This is a genomic window from Bacillus sp. LBA3-1-1.1, assembly GCF_040676495.1.
Taxonomy (GTDB): domain Bacteria; phylum Bacillota; class Bacilli; order Bacillales; family Bacillaceae_G; genus Bacillus_A; species Bacillus_A nitratireducens.
Window position 1 is genome coordinate 35,027 of the sequence record NZ_JBEGIB010000007.1, and the last position, 23,875, is coordinate 58,901.

The window sequence follows — 23,875 nt, forward strand, 5'->3', positions numbered from 1 at the left end:
TTATTATAATAAATGATTTTCATAGACAAACAAAGATAAATTGAACAAATGAGGAAAATCAATCCATAGATAATATACTTCTCCAGACCATATGTAAGCATAAAAACCATGAACAATAATACGTATAGTATGGGAGGTGCTTTATATGGATAGTCGGGAAAATAAGAAGATAGAACAGTTACAATCCTTTACGAAAAACAATGAAGGAAAAGAGATGACAACGAATACGGGTGTCAAAATTTCAAATGATGAAAACTCTTTAACCGCCGGCGATCGTGGTCCTACACTTTTAGAAGATTTCCTTATGCGAGAAAAACTCGCTCATTTTGACCGTGAACGAATTCCTGAAAGAGTCGTTCATGCCCGTGGTTACGGAGCACATGGCGTTTTTGAGCTGTATGAATCTTTAGAAGACTTAACAATGGCTCATTTTTTACAAGACCCATCTAAAAAGACACCTATTTTTATTCGTTTTTCCGAAGTTGCTGGATCAAAAGGTGCAAATGAAACGAACCGAGATGTACGAGGGTTCACTGTTAAGTTTTATACAGAAGAAGGAAATTTCGATTTAGTAGGAAACAACATTCCAATTTTCTTCATTCAAGATGGTATTAAATTTCCGGATCTTATTCATGCTCTTAAACCCGAGCCACATAATGAGATTCCTCAGGGGCAAACAGCACATGATACTTTTTGGGACTTTATCGCCAATAATCAAGAATCAGCTGCGATGATGATGTGGATTATGTCGGATCGCTCAATTCCGAGAAGTTTTCGAATGATGCAAGGATTCGGCGTTCATACATTTCGCTTAGTTAATACGCACGGAAAGTCCCGATTCGTAAAATTCCACTGGAAGCCTAAGCTTGGCGTTCACTCGTTAATTTGGGATGAAGCTCAAAAATTAGGCGGTGCTGATCCAGATTATCATCGCCGGGATTTATGGGAAAATATTAATGCTGGAAACTACCCTGAGTATGAACTTGGCATTCAAATTTTAGAAGAGGAGGATGAATTTAAATACGATTTCGATATATTAGATGCAACAAAAATTTGGCCGGAAGAAGACTTCCCTGTTAAAATCATCGGAAAAATGACATTAAATCGGAACGTTGATAACGTATTTGCTGAAACAGAACAAGTCACACTGCATCCTGGAAGCATTGTCCGTGGTATTGATTTTACAAATGATCCTCTCTTACAAGGTAGGCTCTTTTCTTATACAGATACACAATTGGCGCGCGTCGGTACAAACTATCAAGAATTACCGATTAATCGTCCGGTATGCCCGTTTCATAACAACCAAAGAGATGGTGCTTCTAAATATATAATTGATAAAGGGAAAGTCGCTTACCATAATAACTCCTTAGCTAATAATTCTCCTTACACTGTCCCCGGAACAAAGGGTGGATTTGTTACATACCCTTCTACTGTATCTGGACATAAAACGAGAGAAACAGCTGCAAGTTTTAAAGACCACTTCTCACAAGCCCGCTTATTTTGGAATAGTATGAGTCCCGTCGAAAAAATCCATATTATGCAAGCCTTCTCCTTTGAATTAGGAAAAGTAAAAAGTAAATCCGTTCGCCAACAAGTCGTAAGTATGATTGGTCATATTAGTACAGAATTGGCTACTTTAGTCGCAGAAGCGGTCGGGGCAACAGTACCGAATGTTCAAGAATCAAATTTCACAAAATTATCTCCAGCACTCAGTATGGCGAATACAACATTTAGTCCCAGTACATTACGAGTAGGTGTCATTGTTGCAAACGGGTATGACGGGCAAAACGCACAATCTATGCTACAGCAATTCAAACAAATCGGTCTTCAGCCAGTAATTATTTCTGAACGATTAGGTATAGTGCAAGGAACACAAAATGTACAGTGGGAAGTGAATGATACTTTCTTAACAGGATCACCGCTTCTTTATGACGGGCTATTTCTTATTGGTGGAAATCTTGATGATCATTTTCTTAACAAAGCAAGTTCATTTGTCGTAGAATCATATAATCACTTTAAGCCCATTGGCGCTTTTCAAAATGGAACTACTATTATTCAATCTTTAAATATCGAAGAAAAACCTGGCGTTATAACAGAACAAAACCCTACTCTACTTGCGAATGAATTTATTCATGCGATGACAAAACAGCGCTTTTGGGAAAGAGCTTATTAAAACGCATTAGGAGGATATGTCATGTTCGTTACAGTGGAAAAAGATGTACATATTTTTGTACAAGATATGAATCCAGGTCCTGACAGTAAAACTGTTTTCTTCGTACACGGATGGCCTTTGAATCACCAAATGTTTCAATATCAATTCAATGTTTTACCACAGCACGGGTTTCGCTGCGTCGCCATGGACATTCGCGGAAACGGGCAATCTGATAAACCATGGACCGGTTACACATATGATCGTTTAGCTGACGATATCGCAATTGTATTAGAAGCACTTCAAATAGAAAATGCTACGTTAGTTGGTTTCTCAGTCGGCGGTGCTCTTTCTATTCGATACATGTCACGATATAACGGTCGTCATATTTCTAAACTTGCATTAATCGATGCCGTCTCCCCCTCTTTCGTAAAAAATCAACAATCCCCTTACGGCGTACCGAAAGAACAAGCAAATACCCTTATTAATCAAATGTATGTAAATTTGCCTAAATTTCTAAATGATGTATCTTTATCATTTTTTAATAGAAACTTAGGAGCCGCTACGTTAGAATGGTTTTCTTATCTCGGTATGCAGTCCGCTTCCTATGCTCTCATCAAAATTTTGCAAGCTGCTGCAAACGAAGACGTAACGAAAGACTTAAGTAAAATTAACGTCCCAACAAAAATATTCCACGGTGTTCACGATCAACTCATTCCTTATAAAAGCGCTGAGCTAACAAAAGAGCGAATTAAAAACTCTGAAATATACCCTCTTACAAATAGCGGGCACGGCTCTCCTATCGATCAAGCGGATGAGTTAAATAAAGAACTGATAAAATTTTTAAATTCATAGTTACTTTACAATAAAAAAAGAATTTGCCTTTACGGCAAATTCTTTTCTCTTAACTACCTTTTTCTATCGAGTTAGAAGATACCGGGATGAACAATGATTTGTCGATTTCCTTCTTTTCCTTTCTTTGTTCATATGGTACATTCTTAGTCTTTTTATACACAGAATATAGACTACTACCCTGCTCTTTCTTTATCCCTTTGATCATCATATGTAAAACGAATATAGAAACAGTAAAGAATAGTAGTGGCGCAATGACAATCCATGGTGCTGCTAAAAATTCATTTTTGTATAGACCGATTAAACCCGCCCATTCATTCGTAAGTGAGTATGGTTTCCCCGTATCATAATCTACACCTCGTCCTCCAATTAAAATCCCAAAGAACGACAAATGAATTAATAACGTAAATAATTGAACAAACTGCTGTAAAAAAAGAACGACAAGAATTTCTTTTAGATACAACCATATATGCTTTCTAATAATCCGAAACTTTGAAGCTCCTAATATTTTCGAAGTTGTAACAAATTCATTTTTCATAAATAAATTGATTTCTTGATTCACATAAAGAATAACAGCTGGCAACAGCGCAAAACAAAGAACAGTAAACTGCTTTATAATAATATCCATATTAAATCCAGTTAATTGACTGTGCAACATGATTGGAAACATCCACAAAATCGCCCATAGCACTGTCGGAATAAAGAAATACACTTTACATACTTTTTGAAATAAATTTTGTACTATAGATGGTGCATGCGCTAACGCTACACCTAATACAGTACCGAAAAACACTTGTACGCTACATACGCCCAATACAAATAAAATTGTAAACTTTGCACCTACTAGTAATTGAAAAAACAAATTAAAACCGTTACGATCTGTACCGAGTGGTGGTATTGTAAGCGGACTAAACGGAGCTGCAGCAACAACATCCCCATTCGCATCTTTTAGCCAGATTGTCTTACTCATATATAAATCCTTACCAAACCATGTAATAAGATAACTAATTACAACAATCCCTATAAAGAAAAGAACACCACACACAAAACGTTTGGAGCGAAAGTTTCTATATATCATGAGAAGCCCCTCCTGTAATACGATTCACTCGGTAATGTATAATAGCAAATAGAATATAGAATGGTACAAATAATAAAAGAATCCACCATGCCATCGTTAAAGGATTTAAAGAGCCTGCCCTTATTAAGAAAGACATATATCCCGTAATATTAAAAGCTCCTTCTACCATTAAAAGGCTTGAAATCATGAATAAAAACAGCGGCTGTAAGTGATTTAATAGATGGTACATAATATTACGTAATAAGTGAACATACAGTATATATTTATTACTAAATCCTTTTGCACGAGCAAATTCCACATAAGGCTTATTCTTTTCTTCCATTAAAAATAAAACGATAACACGGAAAAAATGAAGAGTTGGAACAATCGTCATACAAAGAATAGGTAAGACATATGCACGTTCATCATTAAACGCATAAATAGTAACGAAGCGATATCCTGTCTGTTTATAAATCCATACAACAAATAATTGCAAACTAAAAATTAATAACAAATCTGGAACTGATTCTATTAAAATTAAACAACTCTCAATCCACTTCTTAATTTTAGAAGAAACTAATAAGTATACGAATGAAAGACCAATTGAAAGAATAATTGTTAAACAAGTAGCGATTAAAAGAATAGTCATAGAATACGTATACGGTTCAATAATTCGTTCAAAAAAGGGAATTGACTGCATAGTGTTCGTATCAATATGTGCAATCTCCTTTGGAGAAGCTAACCTCTGTAAATATGTAATAAAATCGAGCTTATTTCCTAGAAACAAATAGAATGGTACGTAGCTCACAGTAAGAATAACTGCGATACTAATGATAAATTCTGTTATTTTCTCGCCCCAAAAACTCTTCAATATCCCACCTCTTTTTTTAAAATTACCACACAACTTTATTATAACTGATTTTTCTGAAATTTTAATATATATCTAAATAAAAAAACTCTTAGAAACCTTAAAGAGTGTTTTTACGCATTAAACAAATTATCCAATTATATACTAAATGAAAAATTCACACACTTCTCACAAATCAATTATTAAACCGATTCTATTTTAATTTATACTAAATGTACAAGTAATACTCCCTACCCCTAGCTTGTCTGGTTATCCCGTTAAATACTATATCCTTACTATATTGCTTTCCGACGAGTAAGTCATATTGAATAAGCTCATATTGCTTTAACATTTCTTTTTGTTTTTCTGTTAAACTTTTTATTGCTTCTCCGTCTTTTCCTATCCTCAATTCGTCACGAAGTACAGGAATTTCTTCATATAACTTCGATAAAAATTGATAGAACGGTACCTTATTTAATCCAGCATAATCAAAGACAAGATTTGAAAAATAAATTGGACTTACTAAGCCTAAATTGTCATTTGGTATATCAAAATTTGCATACATTAATAACGGCGTTTGTGTCATCGCTAATCGTTCACTTGGCGTTTTTTCATTCGTTATATAACCAGTCTCTTTATAAAGAGATTTATTTGTTCCTAGTGATGGGAGATGATCACCAAAAAATACTAATAGTGTAGATCTATCTAAATTATCTAGTTGCTCTATTAAATATTGAAGAGCTTCATCTGAACGTCTTAAACCTTCTGTATAAGTCTCTAATTCAGCCTTCGATTCTTCATTGTCTAAACCACTAATTTCTATTTGATTTTCGCCAAATCTTCCTTCTGTAAATGGAAAATGATTTTGCATCGTAACCGCATGAATAAAAGTAGGTTGTTTTTGCTTCTCTAATTCAGCTATTATCTCTTTACTCATAGATAAATCGCTAATATAATCTCCATCAACTTCTACATTCTCCATCGTACCTTGCGCATTAAACTTGTCAAAGCCTAGCACTCTATATACATCATCCCGTTTAAAGAATGAGCGACCAAATGAATGAATTGCACTTGTGTAATACCCTTCTTTTTTTAACTCTCGAGTAATAGATGGAATTTCTTTCTTATTTGTAACAACTTGCTGATACGGTATAGAGCCTGGTTTTAACAAACTCATTGAATAACTCGTTAACGCCTCAAATTCAACGTTCGCAGTATTTCCTCCAAATGTAGGAGAAATAGTCTGTCCACCAGGAAAATTTTCTATATAATGATGCAAATTCGGTAAAGGATCTTCACTAAAGGAAAGATTCGTTAATTTCGTTGGATCCCAAAACGACTCGCTCATTACAAAAATAATATTTGGTTTCTCTTTTTGCTTCTGCGCCCCTATATTGCTACTATATTTTTTCTTTATATCGTTTGCTATTTGAATCATATTTTCTTTTGAATAATCTTTCGGCTTTTCAATGACTGTCGTATCTAAATTACTTATAAAGCCTAGAACAAAACCATTCGAAGCATAATTTTCATTTTGATTCCACAAAACGAACTCTATGCCCGACTTTTGAAACCATTTATTCATAAACGTATTCGTAAAATTACCATACGCATATAAAACAAAAACGGATCCTATTATAAATAGAACTCGTACGCCTACATGAACTTTTACATTTTGAATATATTTCCTTATATACATACCCGCTAAAATACAGGCAACAACACTTACAATAACGAGAAGAATATAACCCCAACTAAAATAATCCATCACCATTGGTATAACAGATTGCATATGTCCAATCTGTGTAAAATCAGAAGGATATAGTGGGTCTCCCCTAAAAACAATTTTAAAGTGATTTACAATAGCCAAAATGATTAGCAAAATGCTTGTCAAGATAGTACTCAAAAAAACTTTCCCAAGCACGTTATACACAAAAACATATATCGCATAAATTACAATTAAACTAAATATAAACTGTGCGTTATAATTGTAAATCCAATTCAGTGTATTTACGAAATCCATATTATTTTGCGTAAAAATAAAAAGCAAAGTAACCGCATGGGCTACTAAAAACATTCTAATATAAATCCTAATAATCGGTTTAAATTTATTAACTATATCTTTATTCAAATACGCAACATACAATAGTACAATCCACATCAAAATTGTCATTATACTTAAAACAATTTTTTGATTTAACATATCTTTCATCGTATCTAAACTAAAATATTTTAAAATCAAGAAAATTGTGGGTACTACATATAGGGTTACTAGACCACTTAACATCGCTGAAATTAATATACTTCTTCTTTGCTGATGAAATGAAAAATTACCCCTCAATTCATTCCCTCTTTTCTGTTTATTAATTTCACCCCGCACCGCAAAAATACTTTCTATAAAAATAACATATAACGTGTATTTCGTCTTCCAACTTGCTTTTACTATAAATATATTTTCTTAATTATCCCTTAACTATCAGTTAAATTTTGGAATTTAGACTATGAAGTATTGAAAAATCAAATTACTACGCTCCACTTTATGATATAATAACTATGTTTTGGAAAACCTTAATACTATTGGGGTTTTACCATGAAAATAAGAAAGAATTAATAAAAAAGGAGCTGCTCATTTTTGTTAAATAAGTTTAAAAATTTGCCTAAAGCGGTATATGTAATTTTGGCGCTTTCTTTCCTGTTGCATGTTTTTTGTCTAGTAAAACAGCCAGGATTAAATGGAGAGGTAGTCAAAGTAACATATGGTGCATATGATGCGTTCAACTATTCATTAACAGCTGAACAGCTATTAAAACACGGTGTCTTTGGATATGTTTATTTGGAGCCTAGTGAAGTTCCTGGAAAAAATGCATACATCACACCAGGTCAGCCACTATTATTAGCTGGCGCTATGATTATTTCTGATGTTACATCACTTCCTTACTATTACGTGGCAACTGTCATTAATATGATACTGAACCTCGGCACAGTTTTATTAGTATTCTTAATTGGAAAAGAATTATTTGAAAAGAATATTTATGGAATTGTCGCAAGTATTTTATATGCTATTTATCCAAGTAACTATACATACTTCCGTACGTTATTAACCGAAGTTCCTTCAATATTCTTATTAACGTTAAGTGTATATGTATTTGTTCTCGCATGGAAATATAATAAAGTGAAATTCCATATATGGTTCGGAATTGTCGTTTCCATTTTACTTATGTTCCGTCCAAATCCAGCTCCAATGATGCTCATTCCTGTTCTTGTCGTCTTGTTCACATATGGATTTAAAGACTCAATTCGAATTGGATTATTATGGCTCATTGGCCCGCTCTTTATTATCGGTGCCTGGGTTGTTCGTAACTATTTAGCGTTCAATCAATTTATCTTATTCTCAACCCAAGGTGCGGACCCATTAATTGCCGGTGCAGATCCATTTAACAAAATTGGCTATGAAAATGTAGTTAATCAAATGAAAGCCCAGGGCTTAGAGGATAAAAATGCATACGCAAAAGATTTAATCAAAAATGGATTTAAAACGGACTTCACATATTGGTTCTCGTGGTTCACTGTTGGTAAAACAATTGAATTATTCAAAACAGCTCCTGCTGTAGACCAATACCATATTCATAAATTTATGCAAATGTGTCATAAAGTCTTCATCATAGGTACATTCTTGAGCAGTTTCTGCTGCATGCTAAATTCATTTAAACATAAACGCGTTATGATGCTAGTAGCAAGTTCTGTTATTTACATCATCTTCTCAAACTTATTCTTAGCAATTAATCGCTACGGATTTTTCATTAACCCTCTTATGTGCTTAATTCTTGCATATGGGTTAGTTTACACTGTGCAGAAGCTTCCATTTTTCCGCACTAACCAAGCATAATAAAAAAGAGGTCGTCCAAAAATGGACGACCTCTTTTTTATTTATCCAACACTTTGCACACGGCCAATTTGTCCATCTTGTAATCGAACTTTAATTCCATGCGTATGTGTTTCACTATTTGTTAAAATATCTTTCACAACACCACTCACTGTTTTACTATAATCTGTATCTAATTGGATAACCACATGTGAACCGACCGAAATTTGCGATCTTGTCGGTTTCCCACCTGTTGCTTGTCTTGTTTTTTCTTGTTTTTTTGTTCTCTCTTGTTGTGCAGACTGTTGTTTTTGTTGCTCTTGTACACGTCTTTGTTCTTCTTGCTTACGTTTTTCTTCCTCTGCTCTTTGTTGCTCTTCTTGCTTACGCTTTTCTTCTTCTACTCTTTGTTGCTCTTCTTGCTTACGTTTTTCTTCTTCTACTCTTTGTTGTTCTTCTTGCTTACGCTTTTCTTCTTCCGCTTTTTGCTGCTCTTCTTGTTTACGTTTTTCTTCCTCTGCTTTTTGCTGCTCTTCTCCCTTCTTATCTTCTTCAATTTTCTTCTCATCTATTTTCTGTTCTTCCGCCGCTTTCAGCTTGTCCTCTTCATCTTTACAAGCTGTTAAAGCAACTACGCATAAGCCTGTAAGTAAAAATAATAATAATTTCTTTAACATTAAAAAATCCTCCTATATATACATTACAAATAATGACCTTTAATAGAATAGCAAATATGTATGAACTCCCTTGTCGTAATTTGTCGTATACATTGGAATTTTCATGGAACGCTACATGCTACAATTTGAAAAAGGAGGTGTCGATATGAATACACATATACTCTCATTTCCAAAAAAACTGTTCCTCATTACTTATTTCATACTATTTATTCCATTCTTCATTCGCATTATTTCTCACAAACCGTTAGCACTTGGATTGCTTTCTCATACTCTTATCCTCTTTTCTTTTTTAACAATTACCATTTTAAATTATAAAAAGAAACAAATAATCTTTACTATAATTTTTGCAAGCGCGGTTTTACTTGTCGGCACGAGTTTTGGAAAACTATTATTATAGAAAAGAACCTGTCATGTGACAGGTTCTTTTCGTTATTTATTATGAACAGGAAAATGATGAAATGATTAGCATGTTTACTATATAAGAGGAAGCATCCATATTTTCCATATGATACTTACGATTACTATAAAGATAAAATCAAAAAAATCTAATCTCGGACCCTTTTTCATAGTCATATCTAACCACATATGAACCAATTTCAATCTTTTGTATTTATGAATATTTTTCTTTGCAAATCGGTAAGTGAGCACTTGCATGATGTAAATTCCATTTAGGCAAATAAACAATAATATGAGAAATCAAATCACGAAATTCCTCCCTATTTTTGAAGCGTTCTTTCTACTATATGGTTCTTCAAAACCCATTCCTCAAACTGAGCACTTCCAATTTCCCAGCTCAAATCACGAGCATGTACAGAAAAAACGTAATAACCGGCATATTCGTCCATAAACATTCCTGCCCCTACATCATCTTTTTGAATACCGTATACTCCAAAATTAAAATACACATCCCACACGTCTTCATGCTTCCTCTTATAAGCAATCGATTCCATATCACATTCAGTTCCGAAATAATCAAGATGTAAATGTACGCTATCATCGTATTCGTAATCCATTTTATCACCCCTTATATTTGTACTTCTTTACTATCCAAAAAATTCCTGCTATCTATACTCACATATGGGCACTTACCTACATATCATGCTTGTAGATTGACTTCTAGGAGGTGTCATATAGTGAAAAAATTAATTACCGTTTTTTGCATCATATTACTAGCTGTTTTCACATTCGCTGCTTGTAGTAGCACAAAGGAAAGTACGAAAGAACAAGATCAAAAAATTCGTGTTGGCGAAGTTACCCACTCTCTTTTCTACGCACCATTATATGTTGGAATTGAAAAAGGATTTTTTAAAGAGGAAGGTTTAAATATTGACTTACAAACAACAGCTGGCGGAGATAAAACGATGACCACCCTTTTATCTGGCGGAATCGATATTGCACTTGTTGGTTCAGAAACGTCTATTTATGTTCATCAACAAGGAGCAAAAGATCCTGTCATTAATTTTGCGCAGCTTACACAAACAGATGGCACATTTTTAGTTTCCCGTAAAAAATTAGACTCTTTTAATTGGAACGACGTAAAAGGCGTTACGTTTTTAGGACAGCGTAAAGGCGGCATGCCGCAAATGGTTGGGGAATATGTTTTAAAGAAAAATGGCATTGACCCTCGCAAAGATACGAACTTAATTCAAAATATCGAGTTTGCTAATATTGCAAATGCCTTTGCATCTGGTACAGGAGAATTTGTACAGCTCTTTGAACCGACTGCAAGTATACTGGAAAAAGAAGGAAAAGGTTATATCGTCGCGTCTTTTGGAGCTGAATCTGGCAATGTTCCGTATACAACGTTTATGGCAAAAGAAAGTTTCTTAAAGAAAGATAAAGCTTCTGCTGAAAAATTCACGCGCGCACTATATAAAGCACAGCAATGGGTTGATACTCATAGTCCAGAAGAGATTGCCAATGCTGTTTCACCACTATTTAAAGACACTTCAAAAGACATTTCAGTGAAAGTAATTGAGCGCTACAAAAAACAACATTCTTATGCGACAAATCCATTATTAGATGCTTCTGAATGGAAACAGCTCCAAACGATTATGAAAGAAGCTGGCGAATTACAAAAAGAAGTTCCACATGAAACGCTCGTCAATACAAAAATTGCCGAAAGCGTTATTAAGAAATAGAGGCGAAGTGTATGAGCTTTTTACAAATACGTAACGTTTCTCACTGCTTTTTTGCAAAAGAAAATGCCAAACTTATTCTTGAAGATATGAGTTTACAAGTAGAAGAAGGCGAGTTTATTTCTATTCTTGGTCCGAGTGGTTGCGGAAAAACAACACTCCTCTCCATCATCGCAGGGCTACTTGATCCAATTGAAGGTATCGTATTTTTAGATGGTGAACCGATTACAACTAAGACCCCATCTATGGGCTATATGCTCCAGCAAGATTACTTGTTTCCATGGAAAACAATTGAAGAAAACATTATGCTCGGACTTCATATTCGGAAGATTTATGACGAATATACGAAAGAACATACATTAAAGCTTTTGCAACAAGTCGGTTTGCATGATATAGAACAGCAATATCCTCGCGAACTATCCGGCGGTATGCGCCAACGTGCAGCACTCGTTCGAACGTTAGCGACCGATCCAAAAATTTTATTGCTGGATGAACCATTTTCCGCACTCGATTATCAAACAAAGTTAAAACTAGAAGATCTCGTCTTCACATTATTACGTAACTATAAAAAAACATCTCTACTCGTGACACACGATATTGAAGAAGCAATCGCGATGAGTGATCGTATTTATTTACTGCAGGCGAACCCTGGAAAAATTGCAAAAACGTTCATCGTCCCAGAAAGTATTCGTTCCTTATCACCGTTAGAAGCACGCCACCACCATGACTTCCCATCCCTCTTCCAAGAAATATGGAAGGAGTTGGAACGACTTGGATAATATAAAACAACTACATGAACAGTTTCGGAAAAAAGAACGCAGGCGCGCATGGTTAGCACGTTCTTTACAGCTTTTACTGCTCATCCTCTTTTTTGCACTATGGGAAATAGCTAGTAAAAAAGAGTGGATTGATCCTTTACTCTTTAGCTCTCCTTCGAGCATTTGGGATCTCTTCTTAGCGAAATGGATTGACGGTTCACTTTGGATTCACATATGGACGACATTACTGGAAACTGGAGTAGGTTTTATTCTCGGAACTGTACTCGGAGCTATTATCGCTACTTTCCTTTGGTGGATGCCACTTTTAGCCCGCGTACTTGATCCTTATCTCGTTGTCCTAAATGCAATGCCAAAAGTTGCACTCGGTCCAATTATCATTGTTATTTTTGGTCCAAACATTTCATCTTCTATCGCAATGGGAGTAATCATCTCCATCATCATTACCATTCTCGTTATTTACAGCGCATTCCAAGAAGTCGATTCCAACTATATAAAGGTCATGGACACATTTGGCGCAAATAAATGGCAATGCTATACGCACGTTATTCTCCCTTCATCTTTCCCTGCAATTATTTCAACGTTAAAAGTGAATGTTGGCTTATCATGGGTCGGTGTTATTTTTGGGGAACTCCTCGTTTCTAAACAAGGACTTGGCTATTTAATTAGCTATGGATTCCAAGTCTTTAATTTCACACTCGTCTTGCTCAGTGTATTGCTCACTTGCGTCCTCGCAACTCTTATGTATGTATTTGTCGAGGCGTTTGAAAAACTCCTTATCGGAAAACGAAAAAAAAGCTGACTTAGAGCGATACGCCAGAGTCAGCTTCTTTCTTTTATCTTTTATCGCACATTTTTGATTCATTTGTAACGTTTCCATTCGCAACCGTAACTGTATGGAAACAATCTTTCACACGCACTGTAACGACATTATCTTTTCGATCAATAATATGATAATCATTAAACTCTTTATTTAATGCACTACGAATTTGCTCTCCTTCAAAAATCGGAAAACCGTGAGACATTACCCAAATGAGACCAGCAACCGCAAGAATCGTTTTCATACGCTTCATTACCTCCTCGAGAGTAAACTTATAGCCCCTATAATATGCGCATTATAATTGTGTCTAATTTGTGACATTTTTATACTAATTCTATTTTAAAGCTTCAGTTCCTTCTTCTTTTTTAAAAAAGACAGAATTTTCAATCTTATAAACATAAAGAAACGCAAAGAAGTAAAATTCTTCACGTTTTCCCTTGGCTAACATATATCGAACACATCAATCGCCTTAGTGTCCACTTTGTTGTTCTATCGTTTTCGAAACATCATATAATCCTGCTAACACTTCCGCTCTCATTTTTACAAGCTCAGGAAATTGATAGAAGAAAGCAATTTTTTTATATTTTAATTCTGATCCTTCTTTCACCTTTTTTGAATCTTGTAATATAAACGCTGTAAATGTATCCGCAATATCCTCTGCTACATTTGTCGTTCCATACAGTGAAACAAACTCATCATGCTTTTCCTTAAAGAATTCAATTTGAGCTTCTTCGCTTTCTTCCACTTTCTTTTCTGTCCACTCCTGCTCAATTGGTTTCCAGAACAAATTATGGAATTGATTTATATAAGAGCTCTCCTTCGCACATCCTTCTTGTAAGAAAAGCGATTTACATTTATTTTGGTATGATGAAATATCTTTATCTTCTTCAAAAGCCTTTAAGTACTTTTCATTTACTGGTATTTGTTTATGTCCCAGTGTCAATACGTGAGCCGTCTCATGAATTAATGTTTTCATCACTTGATCAATATTTACTGCAGAATCAAGCGCATCTAAACTAAGAACCCACTCTTTCGGATACTCCATACTTGGCATAACATGAGCCACAATTCCATCGTAGCCATCTGTTACCATATCAAACTCTTTTATTTCAGTACGATACTTAGCTGGAATAAGAGTACTGTACATATCCCATAACGACTGATGATACCCTCTATCTTGACGTTGTATCAGCACCTCTTCTTTCGCTTCTTTATCTTCAGCGAAAGCCTTATTCAATCGTTTGCGATCTAGTTTATCGAAATAAGGGTCTACAATTTCATCACCATCAATATAATAAGAAGCTAAAAAGAAATAATTTTCATCATCCTCTTTTTTCATTTCCGCTTCTTTCATATCATTACTTGAACTTCCTTCTAAATCATAATCCTCTAGTACTTCAAGTTCTGAAAGTCCATCTATCTTTTTATATACTTTCTGAAGCTTATTATCGCCTATTTGTGTGCATTCTTCTGTCGTTTCGCATACATCTTTTTTCTCTCTTTTCGAAGTTTGCTCCGCCATATCACATCCAGCCACTAAACCAATTGAAATGATAAAACAAACTAATTTTCCATACAGTTCTTTCATTTGCCCCTCCGTCATTACAGTCTACAAAAATATGATAATCATTTTCCAACGAATATGCGATAATTATTTATAAAAACTTTGAGGAGGTTGCATATGATTCGTGCGGTGCTATTCGATTTGGATGGGACACTATTAGATCGTCATCAGTCTTTAGGGCGATTTATTCATGACCAATATAATCGCTTTTCCCTTCACTTTACGAACATTGAACAAGCCGAGTATTGCTCTCGTTTTCTTGAACTCGATACTAATGGATATACGTGGAAAGATAAAGTATATGCTACTCTCCTTTGCGAATACAACATCACTACTTTAACACCAGAGCAACTGCTGTATGACTACATTACAAACTTTCAACATCACTGCATTCCTTTCCCAAACATGCATGAATTACTTCAACGACTAACGCAGCACAATATAAAAATCGGTATTATTACAAACGGCTTTACTGATTTCCAAATGAACAACCTTCGAGCACTAAACATACATACGTATACAAACATAATTCTTGTTTCAGAAGCGGAAGGAATTAAGAAACCACACCGAGAAATTTTCGAACGTGCTTTGCAAAAACTAAATGTTAAAGCAGAAGAATGTCTTTACGTTGGAGATCATCCAGAAAACGATGTGCTTGGTTCTGAACAAGTAGGGATTCTTGGCGTTTGGAAGAGAGATTCATTTTGGGGTGACTTTGAACATTCATGTGTGGTAGATGATTTGTTAGAGGTTCTTTCGTTTTTAGAGGTGGGGATAAAAACAAGACAATAGTAACTGAAATTATATGAGCGATTCGACAAGAGATATCGACTTACCGATAAAAGCTGACAATCATAAGAGGAGGATTTTGTTCAAAAACGCCTCCTCTCCCTTTACTATTCATATACTGTAAACTGCGGTTTGCTCGGATGATCCATAACTAGTGCATCGTCTGGAAATTTTGAGACCTTTTGATAAAGGACAAGGTCACCAATGCAACCTGCTGTTAGTAGAATCCCTAGAAATGAAAGCTCAGGAAAATTCATTGCTACTCCAATTGCAATTGGTAAAATTCCTGTCGGTAAAAACGGCAACATTAACACTTTCTTCATTTGCTTTACTGTAATTGCTTTTTGGGAATGGGCGTATGCAACACCTAACTTCCAATTGACGCCCCATTTTAGTTCACTCCATGGAACTCCTCCGATGTAGCGAAAACCGATTAAATGTAAAGCTTCATGAATACATATGAGAGCAACCATAGCGAAAATAAGAAGAAGCATACCTGATAATGCAATTCCGACTTCTCCCTTTTCCAAAAAGGTTATATGTAAAAAAACTACTATCCCCATTAATAAAATTGTAAAAATAACTCCATACACATTCAATTTAAACATCGAAATAGAAACTGTAGTTTCTTTTTTATTAACCATCTTCTCCCCCCTAAAAAGTAAAGATATCTTTACAAAATTGTATAATATACCCAAAAACATGTAAAGATATATTTACATTTATTCTTAAACACAAAAAAGAAATCGGCCATTTTACTTCGTAAAACAGCCGATTTCTTCTATATGTTTCATCGTACGCGCTAATACATCATCGCGCATAATAAAGCTAAATTTTCTATCCGTTTTAATGTTATCAGGAATTTCTGTTAATAAAACAGACCCTTTCGTTTCTTCGTAATGCGTATGTGCTTCTACCGCACTAATTGTTGCAAAATAAATGTTTTTAATGATTATTTTGTCTTTTCCGGATACTTTATATTGTCCTAAGTAAGTTAAATCAGAAACTATGCCGCCGGTTTCCTCATGAACTTCTCGAACTGCCGCTTCTTCCGGTGTTTCCCCGAGTTCTACTTTACCACCTGGAAATTCAAGACCGCGGCGTAAATGATGCGTTAATAACCATTGATCCCCGTACCGGCATACAACCCAAACATGCTTTGGCTCAGGAGAAAATGGGTAACGTTCAAACGATAATTGTACAGTGTTGTGGTAATAATCTTTAAATTTGTACATGCCATTACTCCCCTATTGATGGTTACAAGCTTTCCCTACCACAAATTGTAGCATATTCTCGCTTTTCTGCATAATATTATCCAATTATAATCCATTGATTATTCCCATTTGCGCGACTAATTCTTTCGTTTCATGATTTCCTAAATCATAAATCATTTTATATGCTTCTTGTAGTTGTTCATCATATCGATCATTATTTGAATCATGATGATACTCAACGAATGGAACGTGGGAGCGTACAAACGAACCTAGATCTTCTTCATATGCTTGATCAAAATACTCTCTTAACTTTGTAATTTCCTCGTCATTTGCATAAATTTCAAAATTATACGTGTCCGCCGTCTTCACTTGTGAAATTTGACCATTTCCAACTGATATATAATATGTTTTTTTATTCTCCATGTAACACCCTTCTTTCATCCATTTAATTTCTATTGTTTTCATCAATTACAAAATTATGTAAAATAAAGAAAAGGAGGGATTTCATGCTCAAAATATTAATTATCGGCATTATAATCGTACTGATTGTATTAGTGCTCTCCGTCATGACGATTAATAAAGGATACGCATATAAACATTCCGTTGATAAACCAGAAGATAACCCTTACTCGAAAAATAATAAGGAGGACTCATAGTATGCTTCGCATCGCAATTGAACAAATAAAGAAAAAGGATTCAGGAACCGGATTTATTTGTATTGCTGCTGGAACTTTCTCTTGGATTGTCCTCATCATTACCTATATCAAATAGAAGGAGGGGCCTTTATGTTAAAAGGAGTTCGAATTACTTTTTCACTTATCGCTTTATCTATCGCAATCTATAGTTTTATTAGTGGTAACAGAGACATTATGCCTTACATGTTCATTTTCTTAGGGGCTATGGCTTTCACTATAGGTGCAGAAGAAATAAAAAAACATAGACAATCTAGCAGCATACTTGCTTTCATGGCTGGAGCTGGTGCTTTACTGCTTGGCTTTTCAGAAATATTTCGGTAAATATTCTATTTAAAAGGAGGTATACAATGCTAACTGGATTACGGATTTCTTTAGCAATTCTCATGCTTCTCACACTCGCCCTGTGCACTTATGCTCTTATTACCGATAATTTCACAATTCTCCCATACATACAATTTACTTTCAGTTGTTTCTTTATTCTTATGGGAATTAATGAACTGAAATCCGGACGGAAATCAATGAGTATCCCGTATTTTTTCGTTTCTAGTCTTATGTTCTTCGTTTTAATATCGACCTACTTTCGCTAAAGGTGACATGTACTTTTAATCACCTATTGACGATTATTTTCACCAATTTTGCTTTTTCGAACAGGTAATACATTTGAGGACAATAAAAAAAACGAAAAAGGTGGAGAATAGTATGCTAAAAACCTTTCGCATTATATCCGCTCTTATCGTCATCGCTCTCGCTCTATCCGGAATGTTTACAAACGCGCTTATTACAATGCCTTATATGCTCATCGCCTTATCTATTATGGCTTTCATCATGAGCGCAGAAGAAAAACAGAAACAAAAGAAAGTAAATAGTACACTCTCCTTCTTTTCTGGCGTATTCACCTTAATCGTCGCTATAATTATTTTCTCTCGGTAACTATCTCTTTCTACTAAGGAGGGCTAAAATACACATAAGACACTTACAACTAATCACCGTTTTTATTACTTTAATTCTATGTTTATACAGCTTATTTACAATGAACCTTCAAATCTTTTCACCTATCATTTTGTTTCTCTTTAGCTTATATAGCATTTTAGTAGGAATTGAGACCATTCAAAACAGCAAAAGTAAATTGGAGCTATTAGCATCGGTTTAAGTCTTTTTACGATTGTTTTTGTTAGTCCATTTATGCTGTTCTTCTAAAGGAGGATTATATGTTAAAAAACATTCGAATTATACTAGCAACGATTGCCCTCATTCTCGCTCTACTTAACCTCTTTGCAAACTTCTCTATGCTTTTACCATTGGTATTTATCCTTTTAAGTATTATGTTTATCCTTTTTGGAATTGATGAAGTAAAACAACAGCAAAAAACAAAAGCATTTGTTTATTTTCTCGGTTCTGCCTTTATTTTATATGTCGGGGTGTCTAATATACTTTCATAAAAAGAAGAGCAAGTTTTCTCTTAACAAAATAAAAAAACCGCCCTTTCACAGGCAGTTTTCCTTTTTATCCCTCTATTTGTAGGCAATAAGACTCTCACCCACTGATTAAAGTATCATTTTATCCAAACACTTTCTCAAGTTCATCTTTATCTTGGCTCAACCAGAAGTTCATTAAGCGTTGTGCTCCTTCTAAATCGTGAAGCTTCGCTTGGCCACACTGTGTTTCATTTGCAGCTGGAATTTCTGTAATTTGAACCGCATCTTTTAATGTTAGTTCTAATAAATCAATGATTTCACGAACTGTCGGTGTCCCACTTACTACAAGATAATACCCTGTTTGGCAGCCCATCGGTGAAATATCGATAATATCAAAATGCGGATAACGATCAATATATTTACGTAAATTAAATGCTAATAAATGCTCTAACGTATGAATAACATCTGGTTTCATTGCTTGTTTATTCGGTTGGCAAAAACGAATATCAAATTTATTTACAATACCGTCACTACCTACATTATGGACTCCGCAATGTCTTACATAAGGCGCTTTTACAATTGTATGATCTAATTCAAAGCTTTCTACTGATGGCATATAACATCTCTCCCGCTTTTAATTTAATTCCGTTATATCCAATATGATATAACGGAAATCAATATTAGTAAAGAATTATGTACGGTCGTGCTATAATACTTTAAGACTATGCTGAAAAGGAGACCATTATGAAACAGATTTTTATCGGTATTATACGCTTTTATCAAAAGTTCATTTCTCCAATGACACCACCAACATGCCGCTTTCATCCAACTTGTTCTCATTATGGATTAGAAGCGTTTCAAAAACATGGTGCACTCAAAGGATTTTGGCTTACATGTAAGCGTATATTAAAATGCCACCCTTTCCATCCAGGAGGATTTGATCCTGTCCCAGATAAAAAGGATGACAAAGTAAATTCTTAATTGTCGTAACCATTCACAACTAAATCTAATTTTCCTGTGTCAGGATCTATAACAAGACCGTGAACAGGTACTTCTCCCGGAAGTAATGGATGGTTGCGAAGTATTGACACACTATGTTCTACACTTTCTTCTACACTAGAGAACCCTTGTAGGAATCTTTCTAAATCGATTCCAGAATAACGAAGTGTATCTAATTTCTCTTCTGTTACGCCGCGCTCTTTCATTTTTTCAATTGTACTGCTTGCTTGAATTTTTGCCATACCACAATCATGGTGACCAACTACACAAACTTCATCGGCACCAAGTTCGTATACAGCAACTAAAATACTACGCATAATACTTCCGAATGGATGTGAAATAACAGCGCCTGCTACTTTAATAATTTTCACATCACCGTTACGCATATTCATTGCTTTCGGTAATAGTTCAACAAGACGTGTATCCATACAAGAGATAATTACCATTTTTTTATTTGGAAATTTTCCTGTTTCATACTCTTCGTATTTTTTCTCTTCAACGAACTTTTCATTGTATTGTAAAATCTCTTCTAATGACTTCATAGTTAAAAACCCTCTTTTCTCTCATTTACACTACATATATAGTGTACCAAAATATGAAAAACTCAAAAAGGATATTGCTTTATTGTAAAAGCAATATATTTTCAGATAACCGCCATAATTCTTTCAAAATATACACACAGCTTTGTAACAAGTCACACATACTTTCCCCCTATTCTCACTATAAACTAACTGTAGATAATGTAAAAAGGAGTGAATATTTATTATGTCCGACGTTCTGTTACTGAGTCGTTTTCAATTTGCAATTACTATTTTTTATCACTTTTTATTTGTACCTTTGACAATCGGACTTGTTATTTTAGTAGCATGTATGGAAACTCAATACGCCCGCACATTGAATCCAACATACCGCAAAATGGCAAATTTCTGGGGAAAACTATTTACAATTAACTTCGTAATGGGGATTATAACCGGGATTACGATGGAATTCCAATTTGGAACAAACTGGTCTGAGTACTCCAAATATATGGGGGATATTTTCGGATCACCTCTCGCAATCGAAGCACTCGTTGCCTTCTTCTTAGAATCTACTTTCATGGGAATATGGTTATTCGGTAAAGACAAAATCTCACCAAAGTTCCGTGCTTTCTGTATGTGGATGGTTGCACTTGGAACAAATATATCTGCCCTTTGGATTATTACAGCAAACGGATTTATGCAAAATCCTGTTGGATACGTAGTACGTAACGGCCGTGCTGAATTAAATGACTTCTGGGCTCTTGTTACAAATCCATATGCATGGAATATGTTCTTCCATACTGTAATTGGTTGTTATATTGTCGGTGCTTTCTTCGTTATGGCAATTAGTGCATATCATTTACTACGTAAAAATGAAGTGGAATTCTTCAAAAAATCATTTAAGTTTGGTTTAATGTTAGGCTTATTCGCCGCAACTGTTACGCCTTTTATGGGACATCAATCCGGTGTATCAGCAGCTAAGTATCAACCAGCAAAAGGAGCTGCGATGGAAGCAGTTTGGGAAACTGGAAAAGGACAAGGTTTCTCAATCATTCAAATTCCTGATGTGAAAAATGAAAAGAACTTTGAACTACTTACAATTCCAAAACTCGGAAGTTTCTTCTATACAAACTCATTTGCTGGAGAGATTGTTGGTTTAAAAGATATTCCGAAAGAAGATCGTCCAAACGTTAACCTCGTGTACTATAGCTTCCGCTTAATGGTTGCACTGGGTATGTTCTTTATGGCATTAACTTGGTACGGTTTCTATTTAAACCGTAAAGGAAAACTAGAAAACTCAAAACGTTATTTAAAAATTACAATGTGGTCTGTCTTACTTCCGTACATTGCAATTAACGCTGGTTGGATTGTCGCTGAAGTAGGTCGTCAACCGTGGACAGTTTATAAACTAATGCGTACAGCAGAATCTGTATCACCTATATCAGTTCCACAAATTTGGTTCTCATTAATTAGTTTAATATTGTTCTACACTTTACTTTTAATTGCAGACGTATATTTAATGCTAAAGTTCGCAAAAAAAGGACCAGCTGCATTAGAAGAGCCTGCTACTGAAGGAGGTACAGCTCATGTCTCATGATATGCTTGCAATCATCTGGTTCGGTTTATGGGGCGTAATTTGGACAGTTTACTTCATTCTTGATGGCTACGCACTCGGTAACGGAATGATTTTCCCATTCGTTGCGAAAGACCGACAAGAACGAAATCAATTACAAGAAGCTATTGGTCCGTTCTGGGGTGGTAATGAAGTATGGTTAATTACAGCTGGTGGCGCAACATTTGCTGCCTTCCCAATCACATATGCAAATATGTTTAGCTACCTATATACACCACTATTTTTAGTATTACTTGCACTATTTGCTCGTGCCGCTGGACTTGAATTTATGCATAAAGACGATTCACCAATTTGGCAAAAAACTTGTAAATGGGCATTTACAATTGGTAGTTTCCTAATCGCCTTCTTATTCGGCGTTACATTCGCTAACCTATATTACGGACTACAAATTGGAAAAGATGGTTATGAAGGAACTTTACTTAGCTTACTAAACCATTATGGTATTTTAGGTGGTCTTTTCTTCACTGCTATATTCGTCGTATCTGGTGCCCTTTGGGTTATGATTAAAACGACTGGTGAAGTATCGGATCGCGCTTATAAAATCGCAAGACCATTTTCAATGGCAGCTGCTATCATTCTCGCTATTTTCTACGTAGCAACTGCAAATCGTACAAATTTATTCCAAAACTTTACGGAATATCCTGTACTATTTATTCTTCCAGTACTTGCAATGTTAATGAGTGTACTAGCACTTATTATGGTGTACAAACATAAAATTGGCCTTGCATTTACATTCGTTTGCTTAACAATCGCAATGTTTATGACAACTGGCTTTGCAGGTATGTTCCCAAGAATGTTACCATCACGTATTAACGACGCATACAGCACAACGTTATACAACGCAGCAGGTAGTGAATTAAACTTAAAAATTATGTTCTTCGTTGCAATGGTCATGGTACCAATCGTTATTGGATATCAACTTTGGAGCTACACCATATTTAAAGATAAGATTCATAAAGACTCTGCTAAAGGCTATCACTAAAATGAAAAAGACACTTCGAGCGAAGTGTCTTTTTTCGTATACGTATGATTTTCGATAAGGTGTTACATTTCTAATATAACAACTATGATAAAGAAGAATCACTAACAGCTCACAACTCCATTATATCACAAGGCAAATATATCACTTTATGCAATTTTACATATAAAAATTATAACGTAGATTGAATTACTTGGTCATACACATCGCTATCCATTACATCTGCCGTACTAATACCACTGAATGTTCTCACATTTAATCCGGTATTTGAAGATCCCGATCCGTTATAAGCTTTCGTTTTTTCAATCGGATGTACGTTATATTTATCACCTAAGTTAATTGTCCCGTTACAGTTCTCAATAATAACACCTTCAACGATAGCTGGCATTTTGTCACCTACTTTCATTTCGCTACTTTTATTTTATGAACATCGCCTACAAAAATAGCATGTTTCAATAAGAAAAAGCACTCAAATTGAGTGCTTTTTCTCTAAGCATTAATGGCAAGTTTGGAGACAGTTGACTTCTTCAAAATTTTATTAGGGGTAATATTTTGAAAAAGAAAGCCTTTCATATGTAGCTTAACACCGCTGTAATATATAGTGAATTGATAATCTTTATACGGAAGATTGCTAATGTTTAGTATAGATAGTTTACACTACGTTAATAGTGAAAACTATCTATATTAAGAAACAAAAAGACGCCTTTCAAGAAGACGTCCTTTCCCCTGTTTATATATACCCCATCCCGCTTTTTGTAAACACACACTAGAAAACAGAATCATGAATTGTTACAAGATTGTTAGGTACAAAAAGAGTAGAGGTAAATATTAATATAAAATTCTGCTTTATAGCGTGTATCCACAACTTATATTTTAATCCTCTTCCCTTGA

At 34.9% G+C, this 23,875-nt stretch carries 29 protein-coding genes and 2 pseudogenes; 17 read left to right on the forward strand and 14 right to left on the reverse strand.

Features of this window, described 5'->3' with window-relative positions; all coding sequences use genetic code 11:
• Positions 1-145: 145 nt before the first annotated feature.
• Positions 146-2,173, forward strand: coding sequence for a catalase (locus MRBLBA3_RS07845; protein ID WP_363380604.1), 2,028 nt, complete (start codon positions 146-148; stop codon positions 2,171-2,173).
• Positions 2,174-2,194: 21 nt separating this feature from the next.
• Complete coding sequence (locus MRBLBA3_RS07850) at positions 2,195-3,004, forward strand: alpha/beta fold hydrolase (protein WP_363380607.1); 810 nt, start codon at positions 2,195-2,197, stop codon at positions 3,002-3,004.
• A gap of 49 nt (positions 3,005-3,053) precedes the next feature.
• On the opposite strand, the gene MRBLBA3_RS07855 is transcribed toward MRBLBA3_RS07850, so the two are convergent.
• The 3 genes from MRBLBA3_RS07855 to MRBLBA3_RS07865 all read right to left on the reverse strand — a co-directional run bounded on the left by MRBLBA3_RS07855 (position 3,054) and on the right by MRBLBA3_RS07865 (position 7,246).
• Positions 3,054-4,079 (reverse strand): ABC transporter permease subunit, encoded by a 1,026-nt coding sequence (locus MRBLBA3_RS07855; RefSeq protein ID WP_363380610.1) that lies wholly within the window; start codon positions 4,077-4,079, stop codon positions 3,054-3,056.
• Positions 4,069-4,929, reverse strand: coding sequence for an ABC transporter permease subunit (locus MRBLBA3_RS07860; RefSeq protein ID WP_000834895.1), 861 nt, complete (start codon positions 4,927-4,929; stop codon positions 4,069-4,071). The genes MRBLBA3_RS07855 and MRBLBA3_RS07860 overlap by 11 nt, the downstream gene beginning before the upstream one ends.
• 205 nt (positions 4,930-5,134) lie before the next feature.
• Positions 5,135-7,246 (reverse strand): LTA synthase family protein, encoded by a 2,112-nt coding sequence (locus MRBLBA3_RS07865; RefSeq protein WP_363380613.1) that lies wholly within the window; start codon positions 7,244-7,246, stop codon positions 5,135-5,137.
• A 291-nt stretch (positions 7,247-7,537) separates the two neighbouring features.
• Here MRBLBA3_RS07865 and MRBLBA3_RS07870 point away from each other — a divergent pair, with 291 nt between their 5' ends.
• Complete coding sequence (locus MRBLBA3_RS07870; RefSeq protein ID WP_363380616.1) at positions 7,538-8,791, forward strand: glycosyltransferase family 39 protein; 1,254 nt, start codon at positions 7,538-7,540, stop codon at positions 8,789-8,791.
• Positions 8,792-8,832: 41 nt separating this feature from the next.
• On the opposite strand, the gene MRBLBA3_RS07875 is transcribed toward MRBLBA3_RS07870, so the two are convergent.
• Complete coding sequence (locus tag MRBLBA3_RS07875) at positions 8,833-9,444, reverse strand: YwbE family protein (RefSeq protein WP_363380618.1); 612 nt, start codon at positions 9,442-9,444, stop codon at positions 8,833-8,835.
• A gap of 145 nt (positions 9,445-9,589) precedes the next feature.
• On the opposite strand from MRBLBA3_RS07875, the gene MRBLBA3_RS07880 reads away from it, so the two are divergent.
• Positions 9,590-9,841, forward strand: a complete 252-nt coding sequence (locus MRBLBA3_RS07880) for a hypothetical protein (RefSeq protein WP_363380621.1) — start codon at positions 9,590-9,592, stop codon at positions 9,839-9,841.
• A 77-nt stretch (positions 9,842-9,918) separates the two neighbouring features.
• Here the strand turns inward: MRBLBA3_RS07880 and MRBLBA3_RS07885 are convergent, their stop codons facing one another.
• Both MRBLBA3_RS07885 and MRBLBA3_RS07890 read right to left on the reverse strand, forming a co-directional pair.
• Complete coding sequence (locus MRBLBA3_RS07885; protein WP_363380787.1) at positions 9,919-10,134, reverse strand: hypothetical protein; 216 nt, start codon at positions 10,132-10,134, stop codon at positions 9,919-9,921.
• Between the two features lie 26 nt (positions 10,135-10,160).
• Positions 10,161-10,457 carry a DUF3986 family protein gene (locus MRBLBA3_RS07890; RefSeq protein ID WP_363380623.1) on the reverse strand — a complete coding sequence of 99 codons (297 nt, stop codon included), beginning with the start codon at positions 10,455-10,457 and terminating at the stop codon, positions 10,161-10,163.
• A 120-nt stretch (positions 10,458-10,577) separates the two neighbouring features.
• On the opposite strand from MRBLBA3_RS07890, the gene MRBLBA3_RS07895 reads away from it, so the two are divergent.
• Genes MRBLBA3_RS07895 through MRBLBA3_RS07905 form a run of 3 tightly spaced genes read left to right on the forward strand, consistent with a single transcriptional unit; the run spans position 10,578 to position 13,160 of the window.
• Complete coding sequence (locus MRBLBA3_RS07895) at positions 10,578-11,585, forward strand: ABC transporter substrate-binding protein (RefSeq protein WP_363380626.1); 1,008 nt, start codon at positions 10,578-10,580, stop codon at positions 11,583-11,585.
• An 11-nt stretch (positions 11,586-11,596) separates the two neighbouring features.
• Positions 11,597-12,361 carry an ABC transporter ATP-binding protein gene (locus tag MRBLBA3_RS07900; RefSeq protein WP_071744410.1) on the forward strand — a complete coding sequence of 255 codons (765 nt, stop codon included), beginning with the start codon at positions 11,597-11,599 and terminating at the stop codon, positions 12,359-12,361.
• The gene (locus MRBLBA3_RS07905) at positions 12,354-13,160 is read left to right on the forward strand and encodes an ABC transporter permease (protein ID WP_212088244.1); all 807 of its coding nucleotides are present in this window, start codon (positions 12,354-12,356) and stop codon (positions 13,158-13,160) included. Before MRBLBA3_RS07900 ends, MRBLBA3_RS07905 begins: the two co-directional genes overlap by 8 nt.
• 34 nt (positions 13,161-13,194) lie before the next feature.
• Here MRBLBA3_RS07905 and MRBLBA3_RS07910 read toward each other — a convergent pair whose 3' ends face one another.
• Together MRBLBA3_RS07910 and MRBLBA3_RS07915 are read right to left on the reverse strand one after the other, a co-directional pair.
• Positions 13,195-13,422: a hypothetical protein gene (locus MRBLBA3_RS07910; protein ID WP_000849114.1), complete on the reverse strand. Its 228-nt coding sequence runs from the start codon at positions 13,420-13,422 to the stop codon at positions 13,195-13,197.
• Positions 13,423-13,647: 225 nt separating this feature from the next.
• Positions 13,648-14,766 (reverse strand): recombinase family protein, encoded by a 1,119-nt coding sequence (locus tag MRBLBA3_RS07915; protein WP_328021065.1) that lies wholly within the window; start codon positions 14,764-14,766, stop codon positions 13,648-13,650.
• Positions 14,767-14,859: 93 nt separating this feature from the next.
• Here MRBLBA3_RS07915 and MRBLBA3_RS07920 point away from each other — a divergent pair, with 93 nt between their 5' ends.
• Positions 14,860-15,534 carry an HAD family hydrolase gene (locus MRBLBA3_RS07920; protein WP_363380631.1) on the forward strand — a complete coding sequence of 225 codons (675 nt, stop codon included), beginning with the start codon at positions 14,860-14,862 and terminating at the stop codon, positions 15,532-15,534.
• Positions 15,535-15,638: 104 nt separating this feature from the next.
• Here the strand turns inward: MRBLBA3_RS07920 and MRBLBA3_RS07925 are convergent, their stop codons facing one another.
• The 3 genes from MRBLBA3_RS07925 to MRBLBA3_RS07935 all read right to left on the reverse strand — a co-directional run bounded on the left by MRBLBA3_RS07925 (position 15,639) and on the right by MRBLBA3_RS07935 (position 17,168).
• Positions 15,639-16,175: a DUF3267 domain-containing protein gene (locus MRBLBA3_RS07925; RefSeq protein WP_363380634.1), complete on the reverse strand. Its 537-nt coding sequence runs from the start codon at positions 16,173-16,175 to the stop codon at positions 15,639-15,641.
• A 111-nt stretch (positions 16,176-16,286) separates the two neighbouring features.
• Positions 16,287-16,766 carry an antimutator 8-oxo-(dGTP/GTP)ase gene (gene mutTA / locus MRBLBA3_RS07930; protein WP_098216341.1) on the reverse strand — a complete coding sequence of 160 codons (480 nt, stop codon included), beginning with the start codon at positions 16,764-16,766 and terminating at the stop codon, positions 16,287-16,289.
• An 84-nt stretch (positions 16,767-16,850) separates the two neighbouring features.
• Positions 16,851-17,168, reverse strand: coding sequence for a hypothetical protein (locus MRBLBA3_RS07935; RefSeq protein ID WP_000428378.1), 318 nt, complete (start codon positions 17,166-17,168; stop codon positions 16,851-16,853).
• 83 nt (positions 17,169-17,251) lie between these two features.
• Here MRBLBA3_RS07935 and ytzI point away from each other — a divergent pair, with 83 nt between their 5' ends.
• The 6 genes and pseudogenes from ytzI (at position 17,252) to MRBLBA3_RS07965 (ending at position 18,879) form a co-directional block, all read left to right on the forward strand.
• Complete coding sequence (gene ytzI, locus MRBLBA3_RS07940) at positions 17,252-17,401, forward strand: YtzI protein (protein ID WP_212088250.1); 150 nt, start codon at positions 17,252-17,254, stop codon at positions 17,399-17,401.
• 1 nt (position 17,402) lies between these two features.
• Positions 17,403-17,516, forward strand: a pseudogene (locus tag MRBLBA3_RS07945) (DUF3953 domain-containing protein); the annotation flags it as partial.
• A 14-nt stretch (positions 17,517-17,530) separates the two neighbouring features.
• Positions 17,531-17,761, forward strand: a complete 231-nt coding sequence (locus tag MRBLBA3_RS07950) for a YczI family protein (protein ID WP_212088252.1) — start codon at positions 17,531-17,533, stop codon at positions 17,759-17,761.
• A gap of 378 nt (positions 17,762-18,139) precedes the next feature.
• Positions 18,140-18,370 (forward strand): DUF3953 domain-containing protein, encoded by a 231-nt coding sequence (locus MRBLBA3_RS07955; RefSeq protein WP_044737489.1) that lies wholly within the window; start codon positions 18,140-18,142, stop codon positions 18,368-18,370.
• Positions 18,371-18,398: 28 nt separating this feature from the next.
• A pseudogene (locus tag MRBLBA3_RS07960) lies at positions 18,399-18,637 on the forward strand (hypothetical protein).
• Between the two features lie 11 nt (positions 18,638-18,648).
• On the forward strand, positions 18,649-18,879 hold the full coding sequence (locus MRBLBA3_RS07965; RefSeq protein ID WP_363380638.1) for a YczI family protein: 231 nt from the start codon (positions 18,649-18,651) through the stop codon (positions 18,877-18,879).
• A gap of 118 nt (positions 18,880-18,997) precedes the next feature.
• Here MRBLBA3_RS07965 and luxS read toward each other — a convergent pair whose 3' ends face one another.
• A complete protein-coding gene (gene luxS / locus MRBLBA3_RS07970) occupies positions 18,998-19,471 on the reverse strand; it encodes an S-ribosylhomocysteine lyase LuxS (RefSeq protein WP_001141371.1) in 474 nt (157 codons plus the stop codon).
• Between the two features lie 128 nt (positions 19,472-19,599).
• Here luxS and yidD point away from each other — a divergent pair, with 128 nt between their 5' ends.
• Complete coding sequence (yidD, locus tag MRBLBA3_RS07975; RefSeq protein ID WP_000809328.1) at positions 19,600-19,836, forward strand: membrane protein insertion efficiency factor YidD; 237 nt, start codon at positions 19,600-19,602, stop codon at positions 19,834-19,836.
• On the opposite strand, the gene MRBLBA3_RS07980 is transcribed toward yidD, so the two are convergent.
• The gene (locus MRBLBA3_RS07980; RefSeq protein ID WP_000838171.1) at positions 19,833-20,396 is read right to left on the reverse strand and encodes a beta-class carbonic anhydrase; all 564 of its coding nucleotides are present in this window, start codon (positions 20,394-20,396) and stop codon (positions 19,833-19,835) included. The genes yidD and MRBLBA3_RS07980 overlap by 4 nt on opposite strands.
• A 223-nt stretch (positions 20,397-20,619) precedes the next feature.
• On the opposite strand from MRBLBA3_RS07980, the gene cydA reads away from it, so the two are divergent.
• The gene (cydA, locus tag MRBLBA3_RS07985; RefSeq protein WP_363380642.1) at positions 20,620-21,969 is read left to right on the forward strand and encodes a cytochrome ubiquinol oxidase subunit I; all 1,350 of its coding nucleotides are present in this window, start codon (positions 20,620-20,622) and stop codon (positions 21,967-21,969) included.
• A complete protein-coding gene (gene cydB / locus MRBLBA3_RS07990) occupies positions 21,959-22,987 on the forward strand; it encodes a cytochrome d ubiquinol oxidase subunit II (RefSeq protein WP_363380645.1) in 1,029 nt (342 codons plus the stop codon). The genes cydA and cydB overlap by 11 nt, the downstream gene beginning before the upstream one ends.
• Positions 22,988-23,156: 169 nt before the next feature.
• Here the strand turns inward: cydB and MRBLBA3_RS07995 are convergent, their stop codons facing one another.
• A complete protein-coding gene (locus tag MRBLBA3_RS07995; protein WP_000862559.1) occupies positions 23,157-23,390 on the reverse strand; it encodes a spore germination protein in 234 nt (77 codons plus the stop codon).
• Positions 23,391-23,875: the final 485 nt, after the last annotated feature.